The sequence below is a fragment of the uncultured Marivirga sp. genome (genome assembly GCF_963974845.1).
GTDB classification, from domain to species: domain Bacteria; phylum Bacteroidota; class Bacteroidia; order Cytophagales; family Cyclobacteriaceae; genus Marivirga; species Marivirga harenae.
Genome location: NZ_CAXBEQ010000002.1, coordinates 22,837 through 43,380, shown reverse-complemented (window position 1 = coordinate 43,380; position 20,544 = coordinate 22,837). Strand labels below are relative to the sequence as shown.

Here is a 20,544-nt window from a genome sequence, read left to right as displayed (position 1 = left end):
TTTAAATACTATGGTATTTTATTTTTTTTCAAGCTAAGCCTTACAAAGTGCCATAACAAGCAGAATTTACATTTATTCCCATTTTTATTATTATTAGTAGATTTATTTTAAAATTTAGTCGAAAAATGTTCTATTGAACTATTTTAATTGTTAATTTTATGTTGAAAAGTTACATGTTAACTAATAGGGTTTAAACCAAATAGCTTTTGCTTAAATTATGTTGCGCCTGATGGCTATTTTTCATTTATCTATTTGGTCTTTAATAAATTATGTAAAAATGAATAGATTACTTATTCTCATACTGGCGCTCCTCACTTTACAAGTAAATATTACTTCTGCTCAGATTGTTGATAATTATTTGCATGGCCTCAAGTTTCATGAGAATCCAGGTAATCCTACTGGTCCTAAGATAAATATTGAGAGATACCCTGTTCAGGATTCAACCTACAGTTTCAGGGGCTCTACTGGTGGAGGGAAAACAACTTATTTTGATCGCACTGGTTGGAATTCAGATCAGTATGATCAGGGGCATGTAATTGATAACAATACAAACATATTTCAGCAAAATTTCAGGCTATTAAAACCCAATGGTTACGATGAAAACTTTGCAGATGGCTACCCCTTGATCATAATGCTGCATGGCGCTGGTGAGAGAGGCAATTGCTGGGGGAATAATTGTTATTGGGGGACTAAAAATTGGAAGCCAGATGTAAACAGTCCCGAGGCAGGACCTTCCACAAATGGAAATCTATTAAATAATGATCATAATTTACTTCACGGAGGCAAACAGCATTTGGATGCAGTAAATCGTGCAGGAACTAAATTACCTAATGATCCCACATTAAATGATAGGGATTTTCCTGGCTTTGTACTTTTCCCTCAAAATCTAAATGGGTGGAATGGTGCTGAAATAAAAACTGTCGTAAGACTAATCCATAATATTCTTAATGAATATAATATAAACAGGAATAGGGTGGTAGTTCATGGGTTATCCAATGGGGCTCAGCATGTAGTAACTTTGTTGAAGACAGATCCAGCCTTATTTTCAGGAGTTTTGTTAATGTCACCTTCAGCGGCTAATACAAAAGTGCAAAATAGTGAGGAAATTGCTCATATCCCGATGTGGGTTTTCCAGGGTGGAAAGGATGGAAACCCTACCGTAAGCCAAACCAATTCATTGGTACGGTTTTTTGAAGAAATGGGAGGGTTGGCAAGGTATTACATATATGATAATCTGGGTCATGGCACATGGAACAAAGCTTATAGTGAACCTGATTTCTTTTCCTGGATACGAGAAAGAGATAACTCCAATATTCATGTATATTATGGAGACAGTACCATTTGTGCTAGCAATGGGCAAGGAGCAAAATTAGGAGTGCCGAGAGGATTTAGAAAGTACCAGTGGGAAAGAGATGGTCAGATTATATCAGGCTTAGATTCGGCAATAGCCTATGCAGATCTTCCAGGAACCTATAGAGTTAGATTTAGCAGATTCATTGATAATCCAACAGAAGCTGAATGGAATAATTGGTCCAAACCGGTTGTGATTAAAGAAAGCACCGTCAAAACCCCTGAAGTTACCGGTCTTAATACTAGGCACCTACCCGATATTAATGGGATAGATTCTGTGCAATTAGAGACTCCATTGGCAAGTAACTTATATTATACTTGGAAGAGAAACGGAATTGTCGTTGGTGATACTTCTTTCTATGCAGCCAAAACGGCCGGAACTTATAGCGTGGAGACTGAGACTTTTGGTGGATGTCCCAGTATTCCTTCTCAGAATATTTATGTAACCTTTAATGCCTCACAAGATTTAAACGAACCTAGCAATATTCAGCTAGATCTCACTTCTAATGGAACAGTTCGACTGTTCTGGGATGACGAAAGCTTCCAAGAGAAAGGTTATGAGATTTATAGAAGCACTGAAGTTAGTGGTTTTTATCAATTTATGGGATTATTAGAAGAAGATGCTATTTCATTTGAGGATACCACTGCTATTTCTAACAGGGAGTATTTTTATCGACTGAGGGCAGTTTCTAATGATAAAGTTTCACCCTATTCTACTGCTGTTTCAATTATGACTGGCTCAGATGTAGAAAAACCATCTACTCCTGGACAATTGATAGTGGAAAACTATACGATCAACTCCGCTACACTGTGCTGGCAGGCATCCACTGATAATGAATCTGTTGCCCAATACTATATTTATTTTGGATCAGATTCCATCGCTACAAACAGTGTGGCTACCTGCTTTACGGTAGAGAATTTAGCGGAAGGCCGCAATTTCACTTTTACGGTTAAAGCAGTGGATTACAACGGAAATATTTCTATGGCTAGTAACCAAGTGAATGTGACTACTATTTTTGAAGGGCTGACTTACGAGCATAGTACGAGTTCATATGATTCACTAGATGAAATTGATTGGAGTTTTATTGAATATACTGGCACGGTTCCTAATTTTGGATTAAGCGAACGTACACAAGATGACTTTTTTAGTTTTAAGTTTGACGGTTATATTAATATATTGATTGCTGGGACATACAGGTTTAAATCTTGGTCAGATGACGGCAGCAGAGTTTATGTTGGAGGGTTTAGTCCAAGTAATTTGGTTTTCGATAATGACGGTCTTCATGGTGGCACGTACGGACCAGATACTCCGGTTGCTTTATATTTGGAACCTGGTTCTTATCCAATAACAGTCACTTTCTTTGAAAAATCTGGTGGACAAACGTTACGAGTTGATTATAGCTTCAATTCCACTTCATCCTTTTCACCAATTCCAGATTCAATGCTTAAGAGTGGCACTATTGAAAATCATAATCCACCCTCTACTCCAACTAATTTGACGGCCAATGCCAATGGTATGGATCAAATTGATTTGTCATGGGATCAAACAGATTTAGTACCCGATGATTTGGATGTGGTAGTCTTGGGTTCCTCTACTGCCGAGGGTGTAGGGGCAACAGTACAAGATAGTGCGTGGGTTGATCGATTAAATCATTGGTTAGGAGAGAATGGTTCGAATTATACGCTTACAAATTTAGCTGTTGGAGGATTTACTACTTATCATATTAGGCCAGATGGGAGTGACAATGGTTCAAATCCCTCAGTGGATACTGATCACAATATCACCAAAGCTTTAAGTTTAAATCCAGACTATTTGATCATTAATCTTCCTTCTAATAATGCTAATTCGCTAATTTCTGCAGATACTACTATGGCCCATTACAGGGAAATAAAGGAATTAGCAGACCAAGCGGGTATAAAGACTTTTATAGTAACTCCACAACCACGGAATTTTGGTCCTTCCTCCCCTAAAAGAGTAATTTTATTAGAAGAACTTGATTCTGTCAGGGCTGGGTTTGGTAGCTATGTTATTGATGTATTTGATAGTTTAGCGGATGAAAATGAAATGATTGAACCTTCATTGGAGGCAGTTCCCAATGACGGTATCCATTTAAATGATGACGGTCACGCATATATCTTCTCAGAAGTAAAAACAAAATTGCTTCAATTCTTGACTCATTTTGAAATATATAGAGCTCCAGAGAGTGGAGGAGATTTTGAAATGATAGGTCGAATTGAAAACGGACTCACCTCACATGAAGACTTGAATTTATTACCAGGTCAAACTTACTATTATAAGATTAACGCAGTTAATGGAAATGGAAGTTCAGCATTCACTAGTGAGGTAAATGCAATTACAAATTCTGATAGCGAAGCACCAAGTGTACCATCAAACTTGCAAGTAGTTTCTACCACTTTTACCAATACGGGTATTAAATGGACTGCCTCTACAGATAATCACGAAGTTGAAAAATATGTGGTTTATGCAGATGGGGATTTGTTGGGAGAAAGTAACAATAATACTTTTTATACAAATGATCTTGAACCTGAAACAACTTATGTACTGACGGTAGAAGCAGTAGATGTAAGTGGGAATATTTCATCCCCATCTAGCGGAATTAATGTTACCTCCGATACTCCTTTGCATTTTTATGCTAAAAGTACGGGAGATCTCAATAATCTGAGTTCATGGGGCTTATCTTTAGATGGATCTGGAGATGCTCCTGATAATTTTTTCAACAATGGGCAAATTTTTAATTTAACAAATAGAACAGCTAGCTCAACCCTAAGCAATCAATGGCAAATTGATGGAAAGATTTCCAAGTTGGTGGTCGAGACTGGGGAGACTTTGGAAATATCAGCGGACTTACAAGGAAAGGTTCAAGTGATGGATAATGCAATAGTCCATGTGAATACCCCTAATCTGCCTGAGTTTTTACCTTCTCATGCCAACTCCCATATTTATTTTAATACTTACAATTCTTTGCCTTCCGGCCGCTTGGGTAATGTAACACTCGGCAGTACTGGGATTAAGAACTTTAGTGAAGGGACCTTGGAAATTTTAGGAGACCTTAAAATTGTAAGTCAAATTGGTTTAAAAGGAGTGCCAGGAAACCAATCAAAATTAGTGCTGCATGGAGATTTAGATATTCAAGCTGAACTCAACGAAGTCGCTTTAGATAACTTATTACGTGTTGAATTTGAAGGGGACAAAAAGCACACTCTGCAAACAACCAATGATATTCTGTTTTATGATATCAATATATCCTCTATGGATACTGTTAATTTACAAGCAAGTAATCCTTTAGAGCTGTTTTTAGGGAGTGGAAATGGTGGCGGATTGATTTTAAAAGATAGTAGTCAATTAAATATTGGTCTTCATACCCTAAGTATAGCGGGAAGTGGTACCATTAATACTGAAAATTCTGATGGCTCAATAGCTTCAGATTTAGGTACTATAAAAGTAAACTCAAGTGGAAATAGCACTTTTCATCTCCGGTTCGATACCGTAATGAATAAAATCGGTAGATTAGAATTTAATGCTGCGGCTAACGTGCAACTTCATAACGAGATGGAAATTTTTGATCGAATTGATTTAGATGCAGCTACTTTTCATTCAAACGGGAACCTTGTATTAAAATCAAGTGATACAACTACAGCTCAGGTTTTACCAATGAAGAACGGTTCTCAATTACTTGGGGAAGTAAAAGCTGAGAGATTTATGGCAGCAGCGAAATTATACAGGTATATATCTTCTCCAGTATCAGGAATGACTGTTGAAGATTGGCAAGAGTTTTTCCCTATCACTGGGAATTTTACAGGGGCAAGCACGGGAAGCGGCTTGGGCTCATCTCCTTCTTTATATTACTATGATGAAGACAATGGCGGTTGGAAAGAATACCCACCTACTGGAACTGACAATACATATCCAATCAATGTTGGAACTGGTTATGCACCTTATATTAGAGATAGCGAAAATTCGGTATTAATTGAGAATTTTGGTACACTTCACCAAGGTGACTTTTCTTACAATCTTTCAATAGGAACTGGTGATGCAGAAGATGGATGGAATCTAATAGGGAATCCTTATGCGGCCACCATTCAGTGGAATGATGAGGGCTGGGTATCAAGCGGAGTAGGGAATGTAGTATCTGTTGCTAAAAATATGCCAGGTAATCAGTCTCAGTTTTATATTTATGATAGGAGTGATGATACAGGTGATTTACCTGGAGGAGAGATTGCCTCGGGTCAAGGATTTTGGGTGCAATCACTTAACTCCAGTCCCAGCCTGACGATAACTGAAAGTGCAATTTCAACAAGTGAAAGTAGTTCTGACGCTGTATTCTATAGGTCTGCTCCCGGTATAGACCACTTTTTGAAAATTGTTCTGAAAGATCCATTAAATCAAGAAGATGCAACTTATATTAAGTTTAAAGATTCCGCCTCAGATGATTATAATAAATTAGAAGATGGCTTTAAAAGACCCAATTCAATCATAAACTTTTATTCGAAATCAGCGGATGGTGTTAATCTGGCGATGAATAATATGTCGATGGAGTTTTGTGAATTGAATATTCCTTTGGAAATGAATAATGTAAGTAGTGGTGAGTTTGAAATGAACTTTAGCAACGTTGAGCAATTCCCATTGGCTTTGGTTAGCCTGATTGATAATTATAATGGAGATACTCTAGCAATAAATCAAAATCAGGTATTAAGTTTTAATCTTGATACAGAAGATATAACTACATATCAAGGCAGATTTGTTCTACGGATGACTAGACCTGAGATGGAGTCAAATGAAGACTTAGTCTACGATAATGCTTTTTGTTCAGGAAATGTATCTTCCGAGATAGAAATTGTAAACGCACAGTATGGAGTCCAATACTATATTACTGATAGAAATGGAAATCAAGTAACCGAAGTAGCTATGGCGACTAGTGAATCATTGTTGTTTTCTGTTGATAGTAGTAATATGGTTACAGAAACTGAGCCGTTCTATGTAAAGTCTCAATTCCCTGGTTGCTCAGTCCATGATGTCGGCCAAAAGGTGCAGCTTCAAAAAATTGAGGTAGGTACTCCGGAATTGCAGAAGAGTTTTATTGTGGAGTGCGAAGGCTCGTCAATTATGCTTATTGCAAATAGAGAAAATGATTCAGACGAGATGCTGTGGTTTAATGAATCTATTAACAAACCAATAGAAAACGAAGGGGACACTTTGTATTTCTACGATTTAGAAGACGAGTTTGAATTAATTTCCGTACAAGCTAGGTCTGCAGAAGGCTGTTTATCTGAGAAGTCAATGATGGAGTTGTATTCAGAAGATTTTGAGCAAAGCTTCCTAATTGAAAATAAAGAAGTAATCTGGGGAGATGAAACTGAATTTTGTTATGGTACAGCTTCTATTACTGCAACTATTCCAAACAGCCAAGAAGGGATTTTTTATAAGGCATACCAAGGAGTAAATGAATTGTCAACGCAAGTGTTGGGTACTGGAGACGAACTGGAAATTGCAGTCAATGTTAATTCACTTGATACAGGGTTTTTCGAATTAAAAATCGTGGCTTCAAAATCTGGATGCGAGGAAATGACATTGAATACCTTCCATACAATTCAATTAGTGGAACTACCTAAAATTGAAGTATCGGAAGAAGTTACTAGTGTCTGCCAAGGAGACGAGCTTATTTTAAGTTTAGATGATAATGAAAGCACTCGATATGAATGGTTTTCTTCCGGAATTTTAATAGAAGGCGAATCAGAATCTACTTTGAATATTGATAGTTTGACCGCTGATTTATTACCTATTACTGTCAGAGCTTTCAATCAGCTCAATTGTACTAATAATGAACTAGTAGAAGTTCCTGTAGAAATATCATCTTTACCTGATATCCAATTCGAGAAAGACTTATATGAGGTATGCATTAATCAAAGCCTAAGTATTGCATTACAAAATGTGAAAGAAGGAGAAACTTTTGCATGGTATTCAGCTGGAAACCTTATAGAGGGAGAATCTACGTCACTTATAACAATTGATGATATATCTAATGATCTGTTACCATTGACAGTTCAAGTTTATAATGGATTAGGATGTTCAAATGAAAATGCTGTTGAGGTTCCAATTGACATAGTAGATCTTAAAGAGGTAAAGTTCGAGCAAGAGGTTTACTCAGTTTGTGAAAATCAGGAAGTAACTATTTCAATTAATGAGATAAAAGATGGAGATGTCTTTGAATGGTATTCAGCTGGAAAGTTAATAACTAACGAAAATGGTCCTGAACTTAAAATTGAGAGCTTTACATCTGAATTATTACCATTAAAAGTAAAGCAAATTAATAGTTTTGGTTGTTCGAGTTCGGAATTAATAGAAGCCCCAGTAGATATTATTGAGACTAAATCTGTTATTTTTCAACAAGATAGCTATTCAGTTTGTATTGGAGAGAATTTGAATATTTCGCTGGAAGGGAGTTATGATCAACACACGATTAATTGGTATTCTGCTGGCATTTTATTGGAGGAAGAAATAGGTACTGAATTTTCCATTGAAAGCTTTGGTCCAGATATGCTTCCTATTGAAGTAAAAGTTGAAAACGTATTGGGTTGTACGCAAAATGGCATAGTTGAAGTTCCTGTGCAGTTGACTTCCTTAGTAGTGCCGGTTTTGAACCAAGATACGGATACAATATTTATTCTGAACCCCGTAACAGATGCCACAATAAATTGGTATTTTAATGATGAATTGCTTTCTGATTTCAATAATAAATCTCAGATTCCTTTAATAGAGAGTGGTTTCTATTCAGTTGTTGTAGAATCAAATGACTGCTCAGTTACTTCAGAAGTCTTAGAATTTATAATTTCAGCCTCGTTTGGTCTACTTGATAAAGGAAGTGTTACGATCTATCCTAACCCCACTGATGAGTATTACTTGAATATTTCATCTAGAGCATTGATAAATACTGAAATAAAATTGCAGCTAGTAGATTTGAGCGGCAGGTTAATATTTTCTGAATCTGTGGCAAAAACTGAAATTGAACATGGATATAGAATGGAACTTCCGACAAGATTGAATAATGGAATCTATCAGTTAAGAATAATAGACAAGGGTCAAATCGGTGTTTTTAAAATAATATTGAAACAATAAATACAAGGCTTTTGAAAAAATTGAAATCCATAGCAAGGTTGATTTTTATCAATCTTGCTGTTTTTATTTTGTTACTATTTTCAGTAAATTTTTTAGTAGGGATATATCTTAAAAATAGTAATAAGAAAAGTAGGGCTGATCTGCCCAATTATAAGGATAACATAGCATATGCAAAGGAAATTTTTACAGATTATAACAATGTCCAGCATCTCTATGAACCTTTTGTAGGGTGGAAAACGCAGCCTTATGTAGGGACTACCACGACAATCAATGCAGAAGGAATAAGAAGAACAGTTAGGCCTGCAGAGATCACTGATTCTGCTAAGGCGGTTAGGTTTTTTGGAGGGTCAACATTGTGGGGGGAGGGGGCCGATGACGAAAACACGATCCCTTCATTATTTCAGCAGCAGAATCCGCATCTTAACGTCTACAATCATGGCCAACTTGCTTACAACTCTAGGCAAAATCTAGATGCCTTAATTACACTTTATGAACAAGGTAAGCATTCTGATGTAGTAATCTTTTATGATGGGGTGAATGATGCAGCTTTTCTCTGCCCATCAGATGTGGAGGTACCGGGGCACAGACTTGTTCCTATGTTTAAAGGTAAACTTTACACTTCATATTTTAACATGGCAAAGGAAGCGATGGGTAAAGTGTTTTTTGAGAATTTAATTTTGTTGTCAAAAAAACTAAATCCGGCCGATAGAGATGATATGTATAATTGTGTGAGTTCTCCTAAAAAAGCACAAGCTATTGCAGATTTTATGCTTACTAATTGGGAAATAGCACATGATATTGTGACCTCAAGAGGAGGTCAATTTTATGCAGTTCTACAACCCGCAGCCTATATAGGAGAGCCTAGGACGGATCACATAGAGCTGGGTCCTATTTTAGGTGATAATTTCAGACAAGTTTATAAGTTAATTCGTCAAAAAATATCAGAAAAGCAGTATCCTTGGATTTATGATTTAAGCACCTCTTTTGATGGACAGGAATATATATTTATTGATTTTTGCCATGTTTCACCTAACGGGAATCAAATTATGGCAAGTGAAATAGATAAGTATGTTCCTCTTAAATAAAGCTAAATATTTGACTTTTAGTCTTTCTCAAATTGTAAAAACCAATCGTAAATATTCACTGGATCAACAGTGGTTTTATTCCAGTCATTATGTTCCTGATCATAAACCCTTCTCCAGGCATTGTGCCCATTATCTTCAAATAGAATTAGTTCAGCTTCAATTTCAGGTGGGCATGCATTCACTGCATTCACCATACTCTTAGATCCGTTTGAGCCAACGATCCCATCTGTTTCATTATGAAATGCCCAAATAGGTACGTCTTTTAGTTCACAGGCTTTATTGGAGTTTCCGCCCCCACTGATGGGTACCATCGCGGCAATTCTTTCTGGATATTCAACTCCATAGTTCCAAGAAGCAAATCCACCTCCACTTATCCCGGTCATGTAAACTCTCTTAGGGTCAATAGGGCAATTTTCTATGGCTTCATCCACCATTTCATTTATCATATGGATGTTCCAATTATTTTTTATATGTTGAGGAGAAAACACATACATGGGAACGTCATTCCCCTTATCTAGAAATTGCGGTAATGAGCCATTTCTAATTAAATTAATTGCTCCTTGATTGGCGGTCTCCCCATTGCCACCCATGAAAATGATTGCAGGTTGGAGCTTTTCAGGATATTTCAACCCTTCTTCTAACTGATAGGCTAAATATAGGACTTCTCTTTCTTCTTCTTCAGATTGAAACGAGTGAGTGCCTTGTCGTTCTTGTGTTTCAAATTCAATACTAAATCCTTCCTCTTGTAAGCTGTCTTTTTCGGGATGAGATATTAAGGAATATGCGTAAAATGTAGTTAATTCAGCCAATCCATCTAAGGTGACCTTTAAAGTATCGTCCTGTGAACTAGTAGATCTCTTTCCGCTCAACAATATATTCTCTGTGACCTCACTGTCTACTAGGTTTCTAAGGTCTTCAGCACTTTCAAAATCCAATTCTTGGTTACTGAAAATGTAATATACATCAACAGCTGATTTAGTTTTTAGTAAGAAGTCAGCTGATCGGATTCCCACTCTTAGCTGCGGAAAATCAGTTGCCCATTCCAGAACAATTTCGGGTTCTGGATCTTCTTCCTCTTCATCTTGATTGTCTTCAATATCATCATCTTTCGGTGTGACATCGTCTTCTTTGCCGCAACTAATGAAAATAAAAATCGGAAGTAATAGAAGGATGATAAGATAGTGCGTTTTTTTCATGACCCAGCCTTTAAGTATAGAATAAATTTAATAAAAAATATTATAATTTCATTTTTTTAAAGAGATTTTCTGGAATTGAAGTAATTATCTTCATGATGAACCACCATATCGGTTTATAATATATTTCACTTTTTCTTTTATTCATTGCAGTCAAAATAGCTTTTGCCAGTTTTGCTGGCTTTGCAGTCAGGGGGCCAGGAGTCTCAAGTCCATCGATCATTTTGGTTTTAACAAAGCCTGGCTTCACTGTTAAAACGCTAACATTGCAATGTTGCATTCTATTTCGTAAACCTGACAAAAAGGTGGTAAATCCTGCTTTTGCTGCTCCGTAAAAATAGTTGCTTTGTCTGCCTCGGTCACCTGCAACTGAACTTATTCCTGCTATAAAACCATGTTTTCTTTTCTCAAAATCATTTGCGATGATAGACAATATTGAAACTGCACCAGTAAAATTGGTTTGAATAATATTTTGCCATGATTCGTCCTTTTCTGCTAACTTTTGATCCCCCAAAATACCAAAAGCGCATAATACGGCATCGGGCTTTTCATCTAAGCCATTATAGAACGATTGATGCTCATTTATTTTATCAGCATCAAATTTTCGAATATATACTGTGACTTCATGCTTTGCTTGAATGTCCGATTGTAATGCCTTTAGCTTTTCAAAGTTTCTACCACTCAGGGTCAAAGCGATTCGCTCCTTAGCAGCTTGATAAGCTACTTGTTCTGCAATATCACTATTAGCTCCTAATATAAGAAGGTGGTTAAATTTATATGTCATTTTACTACTATTATTGTTTTTAAACGATTTTAAGTCGTTTTGATAACATGCTTTGAAATTTCATTTCGGGATTTATTTCTCTAATAACGTCCTGAAATTCTTTTAATTTAGGATAAGTATCTTTAAACATTTGGCTGGACATTCTGGCATCTTTTGTTAAATATATTCTACCTCCGGCTTTTTTAACCAAAATATCCAGCTCATCCAGAAACTGGAATAGGCCTTTTCGAATAGGAAAATCCAATGCCAAAGTGTAGCCTTCCATTGGAAAAGATAAATATCCTTCGTCTTCGGGTCCGAACATTTTTAAAACCGCTAAAAAGGAGCCCCAGCCTTTATCGGTTATTCTTTTTAATATCTTTTCAAGGTAGGTCTTTCCATTTTCTTTTGGCAATACAAATTGGTATTGAATAAAGCCTCTTTTACCATAAATCCTGTTCCAGTTTAAGATGGAATCTAATGGATAGAAGAAAGTGTCGTAATGTGATTGTAATTCCTTTCTCGATTTTAGATTTTTATGATAATAAAAGGTATTGAACCATCTGATGGAGTAGTCATTTAGTACGAAGCCAGGGAAATTAAACGGAATATTAATAGAGTTTTTTCTGTGTGAGACGAAAAGTTCTTTTGTATTTCTCACTTCTTTTTGCTTGCTGTGTTCGCCCAGCATCAAAATGCTTCTGCCAAACTGTTTGCCTTTTTTCAAGCAGTCAATCCAAGCGACAGAATAAGTGTAGGTAGCATACTGGTGAAAAAACTCTAAAATTTCTGTAAGATTTTGTGCTTTCAACTGAAGTTGAGAAATTGAAGTGGACTCAATTTTTTTTAATTGTATCCCGGCAGCAACTATAAGACCAGATAGCCCCATCCCGCCAACTGAAGCATAAAAAACAGCTGAATTTTGACTTCTATCACATCTTAAAATTTCCCCATTGGCCAACAATAAATCAATAAATTGGATATGGCGTGAAATACTTCCTTCAGCATGATGGTTTTTGCCATGTACGTTAGCGGCTATGGCGCCACCTAATGTAATATATTTTGTACCTGGAGTTACAGGGAGGAACCATCCATTGGGAGTGATAACATCCAATATTTCAGAAAAAAGTATACCACTTTGAGCAATGAATAGTCCTTCGGCTTTATCGAAAAAAAGTATTTTATTGTGTCTTAAACTAGAACAAACTACTTCGCCCAAGGAAGCATCTCCATAGCTTCTTCCATTCCCTCTAGGGGAAAAATCATTTTTTAAAAATGAAGGATTGTTTTCACTGCCAAGTGTATAATGTTTTATTTCAGCTTCAATTTCCGGAAACTTATTCCAATTTGTTATAGATGTTTTTTGCATTGAAAATGCCTTCTAATTGGTATGAAATCCCAAGTTACGAAATTTGAATAATTCTCAGTCATTTTATTAATAAACTATGATGTGAATTTAAAAAAGTTTAAATTCGCCAGAAGCTTAAACTATCACTCGAATAAATATTGAAACAAGAAAAAAAGCCATTTTTAGATTATATACATAATTTTAGAGGACTTGCAATTATATTTATTGTAGGGATTCATAGTATTATTTCAATTCCGTGGGAAGGCTTTTCAATAGCTAAATCTTTATTAGTGGGAGTTTTTAATAATGGAACGGTGCTATTTGTCTTTATAGCAGGCTTTCTTTTTTACTATTTATGCCATGATACTTTTGATTATTTTCAATATCTCCACAAGAAATTGAAATATGTCATAGCCCCTTATCTGATTATTTCTATTCCAGCCATAGTTGATAAACTCTTTTTTGATGATGGTGGTCACTGGTGGATGACAGTTGATTTTCAAGAAGCCTCTGTTCTTTATAAAATTTTTTTGATGGTTACAACAGGGCGTCACTCTGGTATTTTGTGGTTTATCCCTATGATCTCAATTTTTTACTTTTGCTCATTCTTATTTCGTTTGTTTAGTAAACATAAACTATTCGATTACTTGGTACCCATCATATGCATTTTAGGACTTTGGACTGTTCGCTTTGGTTATCATGCTAATCCACTTATTTCATTTGTACATTTTCTGCCCATATATCTGTTAGGGATGTGGGTAGCAAAGCACCGGCTGAGAATTCTTTCAGCTCATATTTTTTGGCTTTTTTCCTTAATTGGTATATATCTAGCCATGACAATTTTAGAGGTGTATGGTATTATCCCAGTGAATAAATACCTTGATTTAAGGGATTTAAAGGAAATGGTATTTGTTTTTAACCTTAGTAAATTGAAGGCAATTCTGTTATGTTTTTTATTGATTATAGGTTTTAATAGGTTAAATGATTTCCGTTTCCCATTATTAAATAAAACTGGAAATGATAGTTTTGGTATATTCTTCCTTCATCTATATATCATTAATTTTGTCCAAATATTGGAGCGAAAACAATTGCTTCCAATTAAAGGGCTGAATACATTGAGTTACATAATCTATTTATTAGCTATTATATTAGTTGCTATAGTAATCATTTTTATGATAAGAAAGGTATTCGGCAAACACAGTAGGATAATAGTAGGAAGCTAATTCAGAAAAAATGACAGTAAAACCCAATTTTCTTATAGTAGGAATGGCTAAATGTGGAACTTCTTCATTAGCTCAATATTTACAACAGCATCCAAATGTTTTTATCACTAAGCATAAAGAGCCTCGCTACTTTTCGAGCCAATGCATGCAATTCCCGATGGGAGGACCTAAAGATAAAGAAGTAGAGAAATGGTATGTAAAAGACTGGAATAAATATTTAGAAATGTTTTCTTCAGCTAAGGAGAAAGCTATTGGAGAAGCAAGTGCTGATACTCTGTATTTTCATTCATGTACAATCCCACTTATAAAGGAAAAGTTAGGTAATCCTAAAATTATAATTATTCTCAGAAACCCTGTTAAAAGAGCCTTTTCTGCTTACCAGCATTTAATCAGGGATGAAAGGGAAAAGGGAAGCTTTGAAGATGCTCTACAAAAAGAACCTGAAAGAATAAGAGATAATTATGAATTGATATATCATTATAAAAAGGTGAGTCAATATTATGAGCCAGTGAAAGCCTTCTTGGATAATTTCGAACATGTAAAAGTAATTTTGAATGAAGATTTACAAAACGATACTGGAAATTGCTTGAAAGAGGTGTTTCAGTTTTTAGATGTTAATCCTGAACAGGAAATCAAATATGATTTAAAGTTTAATGTTTCAGGCAAACCGAAAAACAGAGTTTTGCATGAAAGCCTTCAAGGCGAAACTAAGATCAGAAAAATGATAAGACCTTTTGCTAGATTAATACTACCAACACAAGAAAAAAGAATGCGTATGGTCACTTGGCTTTCCGGCAAAAATATGAATCGTTTACAGTTGGAAAATGAAACAGCAACCGATTTATATAACTTCTTTCAGGAAGATATAAGTAAACTAAAAGATTTGCTGAAAAAAGACCTCTCGCAATGGGAAAAATAAGTGTTACTGTAATTTCAATACTCTTTTAAAGGCTTTTTGTCCGTAGTCTCCGAAATGGCGCGCTATATTTTTTAAAGATATTTTATAGTTTTTATGCAAATATATTTGGTTCAATAGAAGGACTATTATCATGCAGCTTAACGTGGCAAGTGCAGCTCCCATCACACCCAAATACGGGATAAGCATGATGTTCAAAATGGTATTGATTATTGCATTTCGCATTACAAAAAACATGTTTTTCTTTGCTTTTCCAACGGCATCCAATACTACACCCATTTGTTTGTTAAAAGGAATTAACAAGCCATACAGCATAGTGATATTTAAAATAATGCCTGCTTCTGAATATTCTGAACCAGCTAATAATGCTATAATTTCATTACTGAAAATAATCACAAAAATGGCAAAGGGAACACTGAATAATAAAATTACAGCTACAGACTTTTCATAAAGGGATTTCATTGCAGAATCCCCATCTGCTTCTGCTCTGCGAACAGCTTCTGGAAATAAAATACTGGCAAGTGCCATGGAAGGCACTTCAAATAAGTTGGCAATTCTGATGGCAACATTATAGACCGCTACAGCAGCAGGGGTCAAATACCAACCTATCATCCATATATCAATATTTCGCATCAAAACTGCACTAAGATTGGTGCCCAAAGTGTACTTTCCATAAGAAAAGAGCGCTTTAGTCCATTTCTTGTTCATTTGAAAACTGATCTTACTTTTACTTGCTATAAAAGAGACAAGCGTACCGGTTAAAGCTGATGCTCCATACCAAACCCCCAATTGAAATAAAGTAATCTGGTATTCAAAAATGAAATGAAAGAGCACTACGGAAAACAATAAACCATTCTTAAAAAAGTAGCCTAAAAAGGGACCAAAGAATTGAAAATTGGCTCTCTGGATATAATCAAAATGGAAAAAAAGTGCCAGAATGATGCTAGTTGGTATAAATATATAAAGTAATTCAACCAATTCTGGAGCTTGCCATGCTTCTGCCAAAGGATTTGCAATAATTGCTAAGATTATGGAAATCCCTATAGAAAATAATATATTGAGTACTAAAGACGTGGATTGAATTAAGCTTTTTTCTGTTTCATTTTCTGTATTGCTAAATCGAATTAAAGGGTTCTTAAAGAAGCCGTTTCTCGCTGTTTCCAACAAGGTAGCTAAGGAAATAAACAACATCCAAGCTCCGTATTGCTCTTTCCCCAAAATCCTTACTAAAAGAATAAAGGTAAAAACTCCAAAAATTAAAACGGAAAACCTTTCCAGTAAAGTAAACTTTCCTGACTGAATCCAATAGGATTGCTTTTTGGGCATGAAGTTTATTTTAAGTCTAAGTTAGTTATTGTTTTCGTCAAATTTAATACAATTTTATTACGCATAGGCTTTATAAGGAGGAGATTTGATTAATTACAGATTTAAGCTTAATGTACCTTGCTTATCGGTCAAGAATAATTTTGAGTTGATAAAATTTGTGCTTTCTGGATAACATCAAAATATAAGTCCCGTTACTCAAATCCTCTGGGAAATACAGCTCAGCATTTGTTTCATTAAAGTTGATGGCATCATTTCTCATAATTTCTTTCCCTTCGGGATTAATAAGACTTAGTTCAAAAATTCCTCTATTCTTTTCAGGTAATTGCACAATTAGCTTATTATCTCGAACTGGATTTGGGAATATAGAAATATCTGTCTCTATTGACCTATTTGCAGTTAATACATAATAAATGGAGGCAGAGCTTACCAGGCATGAATTTGACTCAGCCTGGAAGAAGTAACTACCACTTTGATTAGGGATTAAGGTAGCATCTGTCTCATTTTCTATTAAAGTGCTATCTCTAAACCACTGAATGTTCTCTTCATAGTTGGCTATTAATTTGTCACCAATAATCGAAATCTCTGGAATTGGCGTGCTTAACTCGTATTTCAAGTCAAATCTTTCAGAAAGTGAAATGGAATCATTCGTATCAAATGAAAAATCATATTGAAGGTTGTTAGTAATCAGTATCGAGCTGTCTAGCAGATAATCATAGAAAAATAGATCTCCGTTTGTCAATTCTTTAGATACCTTCTTAAACTCTAAGGAGTAGTTCCCGCTCTCTATCCCTTCAATTCCTAATTTATTACTAAAGCATTGGTTATCAGGCAGGTTTTTTATAGCTAATCGGATATTAATTTCTTGCGGATAAAATAAGTTGAAATAAGCATTGGATCTTTTTACGGCATCTATATCTGGCAGATATTCAACGGAACCTATATCACTGATTTTTAAATAAAGGCGGTCCAGAAGTTCCTGATTTGACAGAGTAATGACCAGCCCTGAATATGAGCTTTTGACGTTTCTAAAGGTACTTGCATTAGATTCTTCCAATTTGGCAGCTTCAGAAACATTGAGGCTGGCTGTTTCGGTGACAGACCGTACCCAAAAGGCTTGATTTTGCGAAATAATCCCCGAGAATTCAGGGTCTCCTATTTCACCATCCCAAACCAAAAACCTACCACCAGCCACTGTATTATCTGCTATGCTTGCAGTATTGCTTAAACCCAAAGAGGTCCAGCCTGTGTCTCCCCAAAGGAGGGGAGTAGCATAGGGGTTAGCTATTAAATTCCATCCAGCTTGCTGGTTTCCAATATCATCATTTCCTGTGATGGTATAGTTAAAATCTGATTGTATTAGCGGACCCATCCATTTGATTTTTGTAGGATCCGTTTCATTTCTAAAATAGATTGCATAACCTCTTCCCGTTTCAAAGGTTTCTTGGTTGGTACTGCTGGGAAATGGAATCCAAATTTCATTTTTGGAATCATAGCTAAAAATTGATGGATCATTTCCCAATTCTGGGCCAGTACTTGCACCTGTAAATGCTCCCGTCACAGGTATAAACTGCTGAAATTCCTCCACCGAAAAATCAGTGGCACTAGAACTTAGGTATCTAAAAACCTTTCCCTCGGAAATTAGCTTTTCGATTTGCACTTCTCCTTCAACTGTTCCTAAATCATTTATTATATAAGCAGTCATTGAATCAGTTGCAAGAAACTGCAAATACCCACCACTTGCAAGTGTCCCATTTTCAGCCTCAATTCTTCCGTAAATTTTTAAAGAATCAGAAACTATTATTTTACTGGCGTTAGTAATGTTAAAAGTGAGATTTTTAAGAATATTGCCATTCTCTTCTAAGTTTAGGAATAGGTCTTGTGTTGGATTAGCATTGATTAACAAATTGCTTTGATTGCCAAATTTAATTTTTCCATTTGATAGGTTTTCAGACAAAACATTATTTCCTGTAATTGCGAGTTCGCAATTTGCAAGTGATAATAGTGAACTTTCCGATAGGTTTATTCGGCTTAAATTAAGCTCATATTTGGTTGAATGATTGAACTCTAGCGTGTCTTGCCCCAATAATTCAATGGAATTAAAATTTAGAATATTGGTATCAAAAATCAATTGATGATTCTTGTTTGAATTAAAGACTATTGAAAATGGGGATGAGGGAGTGAAGTCATTGTTTCCTTCAATTATTAAATCATCATTAATGTTAAGAGTTAGATTTTGGGAGCTATTTTGGATGCGTGCTCCATCACCGATTGTTAATTTATTTACTGCTACGGAATCTTTCTTCAAGTTCAGAATATTGGACGCTTTAACTTCTAGATTTCCAACTGTACTTAAGTCCAAATAACCTGTAGTATTATAAATAATCAGTGAATTTGGGTGGATTTCCTGAAAACTGACATTGTTCGGATTATTGATTTGAAGGATTGAAGCAGAATCTAGAATCAAGGGAATGGCTAATGAATCATTTAGTGTTAAATAACTTCCTGTGCCGAGTCTGATACTGGAAACTACACCTTTTTCTAAAATAGCTTGGTTAAGATAGGCGCTGTCATTAATGATGAAATTCTGGAAATTTTCTTGAAAAGAATCAGGATTGGTTGCATCGCCAGAATTTAACCAATTTTGAGTTAAGCCAATATCAGTTTCCGGAATTAACTGGTAAGTTTGAGGTTCCTGATCAAAGACTTGCAACTTATTAATCACTGAAATTCCCGCGGTGCCAAGATTATTTTTATTACCGGAGAATGGAGTACCACTTATAATGTAAGTTCCTGGGCTTACATTCCATTCTGGAGGGTTCCTTCTTCTACTTAACAAAAGCCCAACTGATTGTCGGTTTTCGGTTCTTATATTTTGATAACCGTTAATAGCAAATCGAAAGCTGTTACAAACTCCATCATCTATTGCCAGGATGTTGATATCCTCAGTTCCTAGAGTAAATAAGTTTATAATGTTATCTTCATTCTCCAATGGAATTAAATCAGTATTAGTACTTCCATCTTGTAGCATGAGTCCTGTCATGAAATTTAAACCAACAGGTATTTCATCAAAGAATTCAATCTCCATCGTATCTGACTGGATAGCTGATTCATTATCAGTTACTGTTAATCTCAGTTGGTGAATACCCTCAGCTGATGGGTATATTTTGACATTATTATTGTCAATAACAACTATTTCAGCTGAAACGGGATTAATAATTTCCCACGAGTAGTTCATAATCGTGCCATCAATATCAAATGCAAATCCATAAATGTTGATATAGTCTTCGGGCATTAAAAGCTTTAGATCTGGGCCGAGGCCAACGTAGGGCTTAATGTTATTGGTTTGCCCTTTTTCAAAATTTAGAAGCCATTCATAAATTGAAAGTCCCATAGATTCAGGATAAATATCATTCCAGATGTCATGACCTCTGGAAGGAATTAATTCAAATTCTGCTTTGTATTGTCCATTACAATTGTTTATGCTGTCCACCATCTCACCAGTAGAATTAATAAACGGATCGACTAAACCATCATTTTCTCCATGCATAGCCCAAATAGGAATATCTTTTAGAATACAAGCAAGTGAGTCATCAGATGGACCCGAGATTGGAATCATGGCAGCTACCTTTTGTGGGAATTCAGCCGCAAAATCCCAACAGCCAGTTGCGCCCAAACTTACTCCTGTCAAATACAATCTGTCCTCGTCAATATTGTATGTATTAATGACATGGTTGATCACTTCATTTATAAGACCAGTCGACCATCTTTGATCGTTTGGGTTCTCTATTTCTAGATCTCGAGGAAGTTGGGGTGTTAATACTACAAATGGATACTGCTGTGGCCATTCGCCTCTATCAATTGCCCAAGCCGGGCTTCTGTTGGAATTATTTTGAAGAAAAACCTCTAAATCATCACCAATTTCGCCACCACCCATTAACGTAACCAAAAGTGGACTAGGATTATTTAGAGCATCGTAACTGGGGGGAGTGTATATAAGAAAATTGGTTCCTTGGGGGCTTTGACTTTCAGTTTGTTGGGCGTAGGAAATACTAGAAAATAGAAGAAAAAGAATAATGGTAAAATATACATCACATATTCTTTCGGGTAAATAAAACCTTGGATTAAAACAGTAAATTATTCGATAAAACGACATTTTTAATCGGTTGATAGCCAAACAGTTCTTTATAAATTTACAAAGATTTTTT

9 protein-coding genes are annotated in these 20,544 nt (G+C 35.6%); 4 read left to right on the top strand and 5 right to left on the bottom strand.

What is annotated here, in order from left to right; genetic code table 11:
- The first annotated feature begins 277 nt into the window (after positions 1–277).
- Complete coding sequence (locus AAC601_RS04560) at positions 278–8,485, top strand: GDSL-type esterase/lipase family protein (protein WP_340152607.1); 8,208 nt, start codon at positions 278–280, stop codon at positions 8,483–8,485.
- An 11-nt stretch (positions 8,486–8,496) separates the two neighbouring features.
- Positions 8,497–9,570: a hypothetical protein gene (locus AAC601_RS04555; RefSeq protein WP_340152606.1), complete on the top strand. Its 1,074-nt coding sequence runs from the start codon at positions 8,497–8,499 to the stop codon at positions 9,568–9,570.
- A 17-nt stretch (positions 9,571–9,587) separates the two neighbouring features.
- Here the strand turns inward: AAC601_RS04555 and AAC601_RS04550 are convergent, their stop codons facing one another.
- From AAC601_RS04550 to AAC601_RS04540, 3 genes are read right to left on the bottom strand one after another with little or no spacing between them, the layout of a single operon-like run.
- Positions 9,588–10,766 carry a hypothetical protein gene (locus tag AAC601_RS04550; RefSeq protein WP_340152605.1) on the bottom strand — a complete coding sequence of 393 codons (1,179 nt, stop codon included), beginning with the start codon at positions 10,764–10,766 and terminating at the stop codon, positions 9,588–9,590.
- Between the two features lie 40 nt (positions 10,767–10,806).
- Positions 10,807–11,547: an SDR family oxidoreductase gene (locus tag AAC601_RS04545; RefSeq protein WP_340152604.1), complete on the bottom strand. Its 741-nt coding sequence runs from the start codon at positions 11,545–11,547 to the stop codon at positions 10,807–10,809.
- Between the two features lie 19 nt (positions 11,548–11,566).
- Positions 11,567–12,895, bottom strand: coding sequence for an FAD-binding oxidoreductase (locus tag AAC601_RS04540; RefSeq protein WP_340152603.1), 1,329 nt, complete (start codon positions 12,893–12,895; stop codon positions 11,567–11,569).
- A gap of 137 nt (positions 12,896–13,032) precedes the next feature.
- Here AAC601_RS04540 and AAC601_RS04535 point away from each other — a divergent pair, with 137 nt between their 5' ends.
- Together AAC601_RS04535 and AAC601_RS04530 are read left to right on the top strand one after the other, a co-directional pair.
- Positions 13,033–14,097: an acyltransferase gene (locus AAC601_RS04535; RefSeq protein WP_340152602.1), complete on the top strand. Its 1,065-nt coding sequence runs from the start codon at positions 13,033–13,035 to the stop codon at positions 14,095–14,097.
- 10 nt (positions 14,098–14,107) lie between these two features.
- Positions 14,108–15,016 (top strand): sulfotransferase domain-containing protein, encoded by a 909-nt coding sequence (locus AAC601_RS04530; protein ID WP_340152601.1) that lies wholly within the window; start codon positions 14,108–14,110, stop codon positions 15,014–15,016.
- Between the two features lie 3 nt (positions 15,017–15,019).
- Here the strand turns inward: AAC601_RS04530 and AAC601_RS04525 are convergent, their stop codons facing one another.
- Positions 15,020–16,339, bottom strand: coding sequence for a flippase (locus tag AAC601_RS04525; RefSeq protein WP_340152600.1), 1,320 nt, complete (start codon positions 16,337–16,339; stop codon positions 15,020–15,022).
- Positions 16,340–16,460: 121 nt separating this feature from the next.
- Complete coding sequence (locus tag AAC601_RS04520; RefSeq protein WP_340152599.1) at positions 16,461–20,285, bottom strand: hypothetical protein; 3,825 nt, start codon at positions 20,283–20,285, stop codon at positions 16,461–16,463.
- Positions 20,286–20,544: the final 259 nt, after the last annotated feature.